This window comes from Vreelandella neptunia (assembly GCF_022489065.1).
In the GTDB taxonomy this organism is placed as follows: domain Bacteria; phylum Pseudomonadota; class Gammaproteobacteria; order Pseudomonadales; family Halomonadaceae; genus Vreelandella; species Vreelandella neptunia_A.
Genome location: NZ_JAKVTW010000006.1, coordinates 87,030 through 99,231 on the forward strand (window position 1 = coordinate 87,030; position 12,202 = coordinate 99,231).

The window sequence follows — 12,202 nt, forward strand, 5'->3', positions numbered from 1 at the left end:
CTTAAGCGGGCCGTGGCTGACCGCGTTCAGATGTCATGATGATCGATGGATCTGGGCGGTCATCATTGACGAAGCTGCGGAAGCGCTTGAGCTTCTCTGGATCGCTGATGGCATCTGACCATTCGCACTGATAGGTATCGACCACGGTTTGCATCTGGCGCTCTAGCTCATCGTTGATGCCCAGGCGGTCTTCCAGAATCACCTCTTTGAGGTATTCCAGTCCGCCGTCGAGGTTCTCACGCCATACCGCCGTGCGCTGCAGCCGGTCAGCGGTGCGCACATAGAACATTAAGAAGCGGTCAATGGTGCGGTAGAGCTGTTCGTCATCGAGATCCGTTGCGAACAGTTCGGCGTGGCGCGGGCGCATGCCGCCGTTGCCGCAAACGTAGAGATTCCAGCCGTTTTCGGTGGCAATAATGCCGATGTCTTTGCTCTGGGCTTCGGCGCACTCGCGGGTGCAACCGGAAACGCCAAACTTGATCTTGTGTGGGGCGCGAAGTCCTTTGTAACGATTCTCTAGTTGAATCGCCATGCCGACGCTGTCCTGCACGCCGTAACGACACCAGGTGCTGCCTACACAAGATTTAACCGTGCGCAGCGACTTGCCGTAGGCGTGGCCGGTTTCGAAACCCGCCGCTATCAGTTCGCTCCAGATATCCGGCAGGTCTTCCAAACGCGCGCCAAATAGATCGATCCGTTGGCCGCCGGTCACTTTGGAGTAGAGGCTATATTTTTTAGCCACTTCGCCCAGGGCAATGAGTTTATCGGGCGTGATTTCGCCCCCGGCCACACGCGGCACCACCGAATAGGTACCGTTCTTCTGCATGTTGGCCATGAAGGTGTCGTTGGTATCCTGCAGGGGAATATGCGCAGCATCAGTGATTGGTTCGTTAAAGCAGGAGGCCAGGATGGATGCCACGGCGGGTTTACATATATCGCAGCCAAGGCGGTGAGTGTCGGCGTTGCCGTGTTTCTCAATTAAAGCAGTAAACGTTTTGATGCCTTCGACCCGCACAATGTCATAAAGCCCTTGGCGGGTATGGGCGAAGTGCTCGCAAATTGATTTATCGACCTCTACGCCACGGGCTTCCAGCTCGTGATCAACGACGCTTTTAAGCAGTGCGGTGCAGCCGCCGCAACCGGTGCTGGCTTTGGTCACACCTTTGACACCCGCTAGATCGACTGCGCCGTCATCAATGGTGGCGCAGATATCGCCCTTGGTGACGTTATGGCAGGAGCAGATGGTGGCGGTTTCGGGCAGCGCACCTGGGCCGAGAGTCGGTGCCGCGCCGCTGCTCTGAGGCAGGATTAGCGAGGCAGGTTCATCGGGCAGATCAATGCCATTCGAGTAGTACTGCAGCAGAGTATCGTAAACGCCGTTGTTGCCCACCAGCATAGCCCCGAGCAGCTTTTTACCGTCACTGGAAACCACCAGCTTGCGGTACTCCTGCTTGATGGGGTCGAGGTAGCGGAACATCCGCGCGCCGGGGTTCTGATTGCCATGGGCGTCGCCAATCGAGCCCACATCCACGCCCAGTAGCTTGAGCTTGGTGCTCATGTCGGCACCGCCGAAATGGCTATCGCCGCCGGTCAGCGTCGAAAGGGCGGTTTTGGCCATTTGATAACCGGGCGCCACTAAGCCAAAAATGCTCTGGTTCCACAGCGCTACTTCGCCAATCGCGAGGATGGCCGGATCACTGGTGAGGCACTGATTATCTACCACCACGCCGCCGCGTTCGCCAATTTCCAGGCCGCAGTCGCGGGCCAATTGGTCACGGGGGCGAATGCCTGCGGAGAACACAATCAGGTCGGTTTCGAGCACTTTGTCGTCTTGAAAGACCATACGGTGGCGGCTTGCATCACCGTCTTCAATACGCTGAGTGGCCCGTTCGGTAAGCACCTGTACGCCCAGCGCTTCGATTTTTTCGCGCAGCAGTTCACTGCCTTCATTATCTACCTGCATGGGCATAAGTCGAGAGGCGAATTCCACCACTGCCGTGTCAAGATTCAAGCCGCGCAGGGCGTTAGCCGCTTCTAAGCCCAGCAAACCACCGCCAACGACTACACCGTTAGTGGCCGTTTCAGCGGCCGCTCTAATGGCGTCCAAATCGTCCAGGGTGCGATACACCAGGCAACCTTCCCGGTCGTTGCCGGGGATCGGCGGTACAAAGGGGAAAGAGCCCGTTGCCAGCACGATGCGGTCATAGGGGTAGCGGCCTTGATCGGTAATGACTTCGTGAGCATTACGATCAATCTCAATCACGCTTTCGCTACTGCGCAGCTCCACACCGCTAACGGCGTAGTAATCCGCATCGCATAGCGCCAGCGAATCGGCATCGCGGCCGCTGAAGTACTCTGACAGGTGCACCCGGTCGTAAGCGCGATGGCGCTCTTCGCCAAACACGGTGACTTGGTATTGCGCTAAAGCGCCGCTATCGACTAACTGCTCGACCAAGTGGTGGCCGACCATACCGTTACCGATAATAATAAGTTGTTCGGGAGTTGCCGTTTTTTGGGTAGACATCATGCCACCTCTTCGGTCGGTAAATGGGGAGTGTCGTTCTGTTGGTCAGCCATGCCCGCCTGGAGGACTTCGACATCAGCGGCGCCAAACAGCAGTGCTTGGCGGCAGTCTTGAAGGTTATTGCCTGCAAGCGCTTGCTCGAAGTACCAGGGGCCTTGGCTGGTGTCGCCGTAAAGTACCGCGCCCTCAATCAGGCCGTTGCGCAGTAGCAAACGGCGGTAGTCGCCGCGCTCAAGGTCGTGGTAACTCAATACGTCATGCTCGTCGCTGGCCTCGGTGGGGCCAAAAGCATAGAGCGCTACGTCGCTAATTTTGAGTTTGGTGGCGCTGGGGGCGTCCGCGTAGCCATGGGTTAGCGTGCCGCATAGCTTGGCGGCAAGTACCTCTACCTGACGCCAGATTGGCTCTACCAGGCCGAAGGTGGTGCCCTCAAATTGGCAGCACTCTCCGAGGGCGGAAATGGCCGGATCTGAAGTAGTCAGAAACTCATCCACGACAATGGCGCGCTGAGTCGTTAGGCCCGCCTGATGACCGAGTTCCGCATTAGGGGTAATGCCTGCAGCTACGATCACGCTGGAGGCGTCTAACTGGCGGCCATCGGCAAGGTGCACCTTCGTGACCCGGCCCTGAGCATCGCTCTCTAGTCGTGCCAACTGGGCACCGGTGATGATGTTCAAGCCGCGTTGAGTCAGGGAGTCTTTGAGCAGGTGCGCAGCGGTAGCATCCAATTGGCGGTTCATTAGCCGCTCGCTGCGCTGGAGCACGCTTACTTTGATATCATCGCCGCGTTTACGCAGCCCTTCGGCGGCTTCCAGGCCTAATAGACCGCCACCGATGACCACCGCGTTGTCTCCACGCTGAGCAATCGCCTTCAGCGCGTCAGCATCCTGTAAGTCGCGGAAACCGTGTACGCCCTCAAGCTCAATGCCGGGAACGTCGGGCAGCGCTGGGCGCGAGCCGGTGGCGATGACCAGATGATCGTAATCAAGCGCCCGGCCAGTATTCGTCGTTAATGTTTGGTGTGAGCCATCAAGCGCCTCGACCTTTTCGCCCAGTATCAGCGTGACACTCTGTTCGGCGTACCAGTGGGCATCGCGCAGCGTCAGCGCGTCCTGCTGCATCTCACCGGCCAGCAGTGGCGAAAGCAGAATACGGTTATAGGCAGGGGTGGTTTCGGCGCCAATCACCGTGATGTGCTGGGGGCGTGCTGGCTGTTTTACTAACGCCTCAATTAGGCGGTGGCTTGCCATGCCATTGCCAATTATCACCAGGTGGCTAGTGGGTGAGCACCGGGAAGTCGTTTCCATGGGCGGCTCCTTTGTGTCTTTGCGGCTGCTTGAGCACCAAACAAAAAACGCCCCTGTCGCGATCCCATTTTTGCCGTTGGCAAAAAGAGAACGTAACAGGGGCGTCGTTGCCAGATAGCGTCGTTTTAAATCCGTGTTTTAAACACAAGACAACCGCCATTGGCTGCCAGCTGATTAAAAACCTTACGTAATACCAAGCAAGGAACTAGCCAATTGGCCATTAATCATTATTTATTCTGTAACGTCAGGCGCTTAGATATGAGCAATAGATATTCACTTACGTTGCACGCTGTTTCGGTCGCACTGTTGTGGGGCAATAATGAGTGTGGCGTGCACTTTCAAGCAGCGTTTAGCTGGCGAAGAGTGCTACACAGAGCGCTGTGTTGCTATCTTTGTAATTTTAAGTATCTGTTTATAAAAAATAAATTTTTGATATGGCGATGGTAGGCTCGGCTTTTGCAGCTATCTAGGCAACAAGTGATAAGCGCTCATTGCTAGGCGATGGCAGCGAACAACTCCAAAGCCGTTAGAAAAATAAGCAATCGTTAGAAAATGTGTAGCTGTTAGATAAAAGATAGTTTTTAGATGTGAGTAATGCACCGATGAAGGTGCGCTGTGGCAACGACGTCCAGCCCTCTTCTCTTAATGCGTATGTATTGCGTATTAGAGAAAGGGACTGGGCGTTTTTTTATGCGCGGCATTCAGGTACCAGCCTAGGAGTACTTATGCAGCAGTCTAAACCGATGCAGCAAGCCAACACGACATGCCCCTACTGTGGCGTTGGCTGTGGCGTAACGGCGACCATTGAAGCGGGCACGCTGAGCGCCGTGGAGGGTGACCGCGAGCACCCGGCTAACTACGGTCGGCTGTGTGTAAAAGGCTCTGCGCTGCATGAAACCTTGGGTGAGCAGGGGCGCCTGATGCATCCACGGGTGGATGGTGTTGAAGTCTCCTGGGAGACCGCGCTGAGCGCTACCGCTGATCGTTTAAATATCTTGCAGGTCGAGCATGGCAACCACTGCGTGGCGGCGTATCTTTCTGGTCAGCTATTAACCGAAGATTACTATGTGGCTAACAAGCTATTTAAAGGCTTTTTAGGCACGCCTCATTTAGATACCAATTCGCGGCTTTGCATGGCATCGGCGGTGGCGGGCTACAAACGCGCCTTCGGGGCCGATGCCGTGCCGTGCAACTACGAGGATCTGGAAGAGGCGGAGCTGGTGGTGCTGGTAGGATCCAACCTAGCCTGGAATCATCCGGTGCTTTATCAGCGCATCAAAGTCGCTAAAGAGCGCAATCCGCTGATGCGTTTGGTGGTAATCGATCCCCGCGTGACCGACAGCTGTGAAATTGCCGACCTCTACCTAGGTATCAAACCTGGCAGCGATGCTTATCTGTTTAATGGCCTGCTGGCGTGGATGGCGCAGCGCCGCAAACTCGACACCCTCTACCTTGAGCGCCATACCGAGGGCTTCGACGAGGCCTTAGCCGCGGCTCAACAAACCGCGGGCTCGGTAGCTGACGTTGCGGCGGCCTGCGATATCGATCCCGAACGCCTGGAAACGTTCTACTACTGGTTTGCCAGTCAGCTGCATGTGGTCACGCTTTATTCTCAAGGCGTTAATCAATCCTCAAGCGGCACCGATAAGTGCAACGCGATTATCAACTGCCATCTGGCGGGTGGAAAGATTGGCTTGCCGGGGGCGGGGCCGTTTTCAATTACCGGTCAGCCCAATGCGATGGGCGGCCGCGAAGTAGGTGGGTTGGCCAACCAGCTAGCCGCGCATATGGATTATCACACCCCCGGCGGCCGCGAGCTGGTGAGCCGTTTTTGGGCCACCGAGAGTCTTACACCAATCCTGCCGAAGGGGCCGGGTTTCAAAGCAGTGGAGCTGTTTGACGCCATTGAGCGCGGTGAGATAAAAGCGCTGTGGGTAATGGCCACCAACCCTGCCATCAGCCTGCCCGATGCTGCACGAGTGCGCGCCGCGCTGAAAAAATGCCCGCTGGTGATTGTCTCTGAGTGCGCTGCCCATACCGATCTGCTGCCTTACGCAGATATCGTGCTGCCAGCTTCGGGTTGGTCAGAGAAAGATGGCACCGTGACTAACTCCGAGCGGCGTATTTCACGTCAGCGAGGCATGCTGGCTCCCCCTGGGGAGGCCCGCCATGATTGGTGGATTATCGCTGAAGTGGCCAAGCGAATGGGCTTTGCTGAGGCCTTTGGCTACTCGCATCCCTGGGAGATCTTCGATGAACACGCCCGGCTCTCTGGGTTTGAAAACGGAGCTAGCAACAATCCGCCGCGGCTTTTTGATATTTCGGGACTGGTAGGCCTGGGCCAAGAGGGCTATGACGCCCTGCCGCCGATTCAGTGGCCGGTGACTGCTCAAGCGCCGAAGGGCACCGCGCGACTGTTTGAGGATGGCAAGTTTGCCACCGCCAACGGCCGCGCCAAACTGGTGGCGATTCAACCTCAAGGGCCAGAACAGGCCCTGAGTACAGCCTATCCGCTGCGTTTAAACACCGGTCGAATTCGCGACCAGTGGCACACCATGACCCGCACCGCCCGCGCACCCAGGTTAATGAACCACCGCGCGGAACCTTTTATGGACGTACATCCAGATGATGCTCAGTTCGCCGGTGTGGTGGATCAAGGGCTAGCAGTGTTGACCGCCGCGAAGGGTGAGTTTCGTGGCCGGGTGCGGGTTTCTAATGCCCAGCGACGTGGTGAAATATTTGTGCCTATCCACTGGACCGACTGCTTCACCCAACAGGCCAGAAGCAGTGCGTTGATCGATAGCATCACTGATCCGCTCTCTGGGCAGCCGGAAGCCAAGCATGGCGCTGTGGCATTGACGCCACTGGCGACGCATTGGCAGGCCACTCTGCTAATCGCCGATGGCGTTACAGAATCAACGCCTTGGTGCACTAGCGACTACTGGGCGCGAATTCCCATGCGCGGCTGCCAGCGTTGGCAGCTTGCCCATACGCAGCCGATTAATGATTGGTGGGCGCGGCTGAAAACGTGGCTGCCTGGGGAGGTGTCACTCTTCAGCCAAGACCCGGCCAATGAGCGGCTGCGCGCTGCCTGCGTGGAAAACGGTCAGCTGCGCTGGTGGTTGATGGTTGGACCGCCCAATGAATTGCCAGGGTTAGCATGGCTGGAAATACGATTTAACGATGCGGCTTTGAGCGACACCCACCGCCGCCGTCTATTGGCAGGCTGCGAAGACGGCGCTGCGGATACCGGCCCGGTAGTCTGCAGTTGCCATCAGGTTGGCCAAACCACTATTGCCAATGCCATCCGCGAGGGCGATACCAGCGTTGAAGCGCTGGGCGCTAGGCTAGCCTGCGGTACTCAGTGCGGTAGCTGTATTCCTGAGTTGAAATCACTTATTGAAGAGGAACGGCCCTATGCGCGCGCAAAGCAACCCCTTGCTACTGAAGTGGTATAACGCCTTTATGCGGTTGTCGAACCGCGCGCTGTCACCATTGGTACAGCATGCCTCCGACGTACATTTGCCACTACGGGGTGAGTGCCGCGCAGGGCAAGTTTACCTGGTCGGCGCCGGTAGCGGTGATGCGGAGCTGTTAACCCTAAAAGCCGCTCGGCTGCTAAGGCAGGCAGACGCCGTCGTGTATGACCGCTTGGTCGGCGACGACGTGTTGGCGTTGATCCCCCATCGCAGTGAGCGCTACTACGTAGGCAAAGCCCGTGGTCACCACAGCGTTCCCCAGGCAGAAATCGGCGAGCTGATGGTAAAGCTCGCCCGCGAAGGTAAGTCGGTGGTGCGTCTTAAGGGCGGTGACCCGTCGGTATTTGCGCGGATGGGTGAGGAGCTGGATGCCCTGGCCGCCGCTCAAATACCTGCTGCCATAGTACCGGGCATTACTGCAGCCTCGGCGGCGGCTGCCTCTATGGGCATTCCGCTAACGGACCGTGGCCATGCGCAGCAACTGCGCTTTGTGACTGCCCAGCTTTGCCGCGAGGACGGTACGCCAGATTGGACGTCGCTGGCGCGCAAAGATGAAACCCTGGTGTTTTATATGGGCCTTTCTAAAGTATCCGCAATTTGCCAAGGCCTACGCCAAGCGGGGCTACCGGATGAATGGCCCATCATGCTGGTGGCCAATGCCAGCCAGCCTGAACAACAGTCGCTAGTAGCCAGCTTAGCAAGCATGCCTGAGAAGCTTGCCGCACATCCCCTGCCTTCCCCTTGTTTGATTGTGGTAGGCAGCGTCGTACAGCGGGTCGCCACAACACCCGTTGCGCTAGCCAGCGAATTTATCTCCCCCCAGGAAATCACGCCTTAACGGCGAGGGCTGCTGGGCTTTCATTGCCTTCCTAACCCTTCAATCTACAACCCTTAAACCTACTGCAAAGGAAACGCCTTCATGTCCTATTTATTGCCTGCCGAATTTGCCACCAAGATGGTCGATGCCGGCGAAGCCAAGCTGCATATGTCCACCCGCGATGCACTGATCCGCGCCTTTATGGCCGGGGCTATTTTGGCCATTGCGGCGGTCTTTGCGGTAACCGTAGCGGTGCAAACCGGCTACCCGATTATCGGCGCCATCCTGTTTCCGGTGGGCTTCTCGATACTCTATTTGATGGGGTTCGATCTATTGACCGGGGTCTTTGTGTTAACGCCATTGGCATGGCTGGATAAGCGGCCGGGAGTCACTATCAATCGCATTCTCAAGCACTGGGGTATTGTCTTTATTGGCAATTTTGCCGGGGCGTTAACGGTCGCCTTTCTAATGGCGATTGTCTTTACCTACGGTTTTAGCACTGAGCCTAGCGACGTGGGCCGGGTGATCGGTGAAGTGGGGGAGGGTCGTACCGTCGGTTATAAAGAGTATGGCGCTGGTGGCATGGCGACGATATTTATCCGTGGCGTACTATGTAACTGGATGGTCTCGCTGGGCGTGGTTGGCGCAATGATCTCAACCACGGTTAGCGGTAAGGTCATTGCCATGTGGATGCCAATTATGCTGTTCTTCGGCATGGGGTTTGAGCACTCGGTAGTCAACATGTTCCTGTTCCCGTCCGGGCTGATGATGGGCGGTAATTTCTCGATTATGGATTACCTGATCTGGAACGAAATACCGGTAGTGCTGGGTAACTTGATTGGTGGCCTAGCGCTAACCGGCCTGACGCTCTATACCACCCACGTGCGTACCGCGCCGCAAAAGGCCCTGTGATCCGATAGCGAGTGGGTTTGTTACTTATCCAAGCCTTCGCCCCCGCGAAGGCTTTTTTTAGAAGGGGCCTGAATGGCCGTGCTCACCATTTCGCTCGGCCAGCACTCTGATAAAGGGCGCAAACCGAGTAATCAGGATTTTTACGGCGCATACCTGCCTACTGAGCCCCAGCGTTCCACTAAAGGCATTGCAATAGCACTGGCGGACGGGATTAGCAGCAGCGAGGTAAGCCGTGAAGCGAGCGAGGCGGCGGTGGGTGGGTTCCTGACGGATTACTATGCCACCCCCGCCACTTGGGCGGTTAAAACCTCTGCTCAGCGGGTACTGCAGGCCACCAATGCGTGGCTTTACGCCCAAACTCGGCAAAGTCAGCACCGCTACAACCTGGACCGCGGCTATGTGTGTACCTTGAGTGCGATGGTGATTAAGTCCACCACTGCGCATCTGTTTCACGTTGGCGATAGCCGTATCTATCAACTTTCGGGCACCACCTTGGAGCCGCTGACCGAAGATCACCGTTTCTGGGCATCGCGGGAGGTGAGCCATTTAAGCCGCGCCATGGGGGCTAGCCAGCATCTGGAACTTGATTATCGTGCTGTATCGCTCAACGCAGGCGATGTATTCCTGCTCACCACCGACGGCGTTTACGAGTGGTTAACCGGCGCTGAAATGGCCGCGCTGATTCATGCCCACTGGGGCGATCTCAACGCTGGGGCCGAGGCGCTGATCGCTGCCGCTATTGAGAACGGTAGTGACGATAACCTCACCGTGCAGATAGTGCGTATTGATGCATTACCGGCGCGCCACGCTAATGAGCTTTACGAGGCGATTAGTGCCTTACCCTCTCCTTCTGAACTGCATACAGGCAGCGAGCTGGACGGTTATCGCATTCTCCGTCAACTGCATGCCAGCAGCCGCAGCCATGTTTACCTGGCGGAAGACGTCGCCAGTGGCGAAAAGGTGGCTCTGAAAACGCTATCTACCGAGCTAAGCCAGGACCCAGCGAGCATTGAGCGGTTTGTGCGTGAAGAGTGGATTGCCCGGCGTATCGACAATGTCAACGTCCTCAAAGCACCCACTCAAGAGCGTCCCCGGCGCTATCTCTACACTGTATTGGCCTATATCGAAGGGCAAACCCTCACCCAGTGGATGCGCGATCATCCCCAGGCTGAACTGGCCAGTGTACGGCCCATCATCGAACAGATCGCCAAAGGGCTTCGTGCCTTTCATCGCTTGGAGATGCTGCATCAGGATTTGCGCCCCGATAACGTCATGATTGACATCCACGGGACGGTAAAACTGATTGATTTTGGTGCGGCGAAAGTGGCGGGCATCGCCGAAGCGGAGAGCAAAGAGCAGCTTAGCGACGATATCCTAGGTACCGCACAGTACGCCGCGCCGGAGTATTTTCTAGGGGAAGGAGGGTCACCCCGCGCGGATCAATACTCGTTGGCGGTGATTGCCTACCAAATGCTAACCGGCACGCTGCCCTATGGCACTGAGGTCGCCAAAACTCGCACACGGGCGGCTCAGCATAAACTGGCTTATCAATCAGCGTTAAGCGAAAATCGTGAGCTGCCCACTTGGGTAGATGAAGTGCTCAAAAAAGCGCTGCACCCCAACCCTCACAAACGCTTTCCGGCACTTTCGGAGTTTATCTTTGAGCTGCGCTCACCAAGCTCAGAAATACTTAAGCGTGCCCAGTTACCATTGCTAGAACGTGACCCGGTGCTTTTTTGGAAAGGCGTATCGCTGGCGCTGGCGATGGTCGTTATCGCCCTGCTAGTGCGTTAAAAAGGGCAGAATGAGTATTATCAGCGTGCATCGTCAAAGCGGTCAACCTGGCGTAAAGTGGGAAAAAGCTTCATCCAAGCACCTACCACCGCTAACGTACCAACACCGCCGATGATGGCCGCGGGTACGGCGCCAAACCATGCCGCCATGCTGCCTGCCCGGAACTCGCCTAACTCATTGCTGGAACCGATAAACAGCATATTGACTGCATTCACCCGCCCACGCATTTCATCGGGGGTGGCCAGTTGAATCAGCGTCATACGCACATAGACGCTAATCATATCGGCGGCGCCTGCCACCAACATGGCTATCAGTGAGAGCCAAAAAATCGTTGAAAAGGCGAACACTAAGTTGGCAATGCCAAATATTGCAACTGCCATAAACATCACCAAGCCAGCACGGCGTTTGATACCGCGGATGCCTAAGTACAACCCCATTAGCAGCGCCCCCACCGCAATAGCGCTGCGAAGCGCGCCCAACCCTTCCGGGCCAACGTGCAGTACTTCCTGCGCATAGATGGGGAGCAGTGCTACGACGCCGCCCAATAGCACTGCAAACAGATCCAGCGAAATGGCACCCAAGATAATCGGTTGGTGGCGGATATAGCGAATACCCGCTGTAAAGCGTTTAACGGCAGTGCTTTCCAGTGTTTTGGCCGCTTCTGCGTAGCGTATCGGCACGGGAAGCAGTAGCACTAATGCCACGACAAAACATCCTAAACATACGCTGTATGCAAGGCTACCACCGCCTAAACCATACAGAATGCCGCCTAACAGCGGTCCAGCAATCACGGCGATTTTCATAATGGAGCTATTCAAGGCAATCGCGGAGGCAAGCTGCGCGCGTGGCACAATATTGGGCAGTAGGCTTTGTAAAGCGGGGCCGGTAAACGCCCGTGCAGCACCAAACAGCGCCAATACTGCGTAATAGCCGCCTACATTGTGACTGCTGTTCAGCGACAGGGTGAGCAGCAGAGCGCTGCAGAGCCCTTGCACTAACCAGCTAATTTGTAAAATGCGCTTGCGCGAGAAACGGTCAACGAAATCCCCCGCAGGAAGCAGCAGTAGCACCATGGGTAAAAATTGTGCTAAGCCCACATAGGCCAGGGCCATTGGGTCGCGGGTAATATCGTAAACCTGCCAGGCCACCACGATGGCTTGAATCTGCATGGCAAATACCGCAGCCAGACGAGAAAGCAGGAAGCTTAAGAAGCCTGATTGGCGGTGCAGCGGTAATAAAGGTTCTGTTGTGTTAAAGGATGCATCGGTAGAGGAGGTCATATCGTCATGGTCAGCGAGTTTCACTAGCAAAGGGTTGAAGTAGGGCGGTTGCCACCCCATGTTAGTTAACACGCTATCAATAGAAAAGG

The 12,202-nt window shown here is 56.4% G+C and carries 7 protein-coding genes; 4 read left to right on the plus strand and 3 right to left on the minus strand.

Annotated elements, in window-relative coordinates:
- Window position 1: 1 nt before the first annotated feature.
- Together nirB and MLE19_RS10495 are read right to left on the minus strand one after the other, a co-directional pair.
- The gene (gene nirB / locus MLE19_RS10490) at window positions 2-2,524 is read right to left on the minus strand and encodes a nitrite reductase large subunit NirB (protein WP_240718236.1); all 2,523 of its coding nucleotides are present in this window, start codon (window positions 2,522-2,524) and stop codon (window positions 2-4) included.
- Window positions 2,524-3,831 carry an NAD(P)/FAD-dependent oxidoreductase gene (locus MLE19_RS10495; RefSeq protein ID WP_240718132.1) on the minus strand — a complete coding sequence of 436 codons (1,308 nt, stop codon included), beginning with the start codon at window positions 3,829-3,831 and terminating at the stop codon, window positions 2,524-2,526. The genes nirB and MLE19_RS10495 overlap by 1 nt, the downstream gene beginning before the upstream one ends.
- Window positions 3,832-4,574: 743 nt before the next feature.
- On the opposite strand from MLE19_RS10495, the gene MLE19_RS10500 reads away from it, so the two are divergent.
- The 4 genes from MLE19_RS10500 (at window position 4,575) to MLE19_RS10515 (ending at window position 10,833) form a co-directional block, all read left to right on the plus strand.
- Window positions 4,575-7,289 (plus strand): molybdopterin-dependent oxidoreductase, encoded by a 2,715-nt coding sequence (locus tag MLE19_RS10500; protein WP_425356809.1) that lies wholly within the window; start codon window positions 4,575-4,577, stop codon window positions 7,287-7,289.
- On the plus strand, window positions 7,249-8,148 hold the full coding sequence (gene cobA, locus MLE19_RS10505; protein ID WP_240718134.1) for a uroporphyrinogen-III C-methyltransferase: 900 nt from the start codon (window positions 7,249-7,251) through the stop codon (window positions 8,146-8,148). Before MLE19_RS10500 ends, cobA begins: the two co-directional genes overlap by 41 nt.
- Before the next feature lie 81 nt (window positions 8,149-8,229).
- Window positions 8,230-9,039 carry a formate/nitrite transporter family protein gene (locus MLE19_RS10510; RefSeq protein WP_240718135.1) on the plus strand — a complete coding sequence of 270 codons (810 nt, stop codon included), beginning with the start codon at window positions 8,230-8,232 and terminating at the stop codon, window positions 9,037-9,039.
- Between the two features lie 72 nt (window positions 9,040-9,111).
- Window positions 9,112-10,833, plus strand: a complete 1,722-nt coding sequence (locus MLE19_RS10515) for a bifunctional protein-serine/threonine kinase/phosphatase (protein ID WP_240718136.1) — start codon at window positions 9,112-9,114, stop codon at window positions 10,831-10,833.
- A 20-nt stretch (window positions 10,834-10,853) separates the two neighbouring features.
- On the opposite strand, the gene MLE19_RS10520 is transcribed toward MLE19_RS10515, so the two are convergent.
- Complete coding sequence (locus MLE19_RS10520; protein WP_240718137.1) at window positions 10,854-12,173, minus strand: MFS transporter; 1,320 nt, start codon at window positions 12,171-12,173, stop codon at window positions 10,854-10,856.
- Window positions 12,174-12,202: the final 29 nt, after the last annotated feature.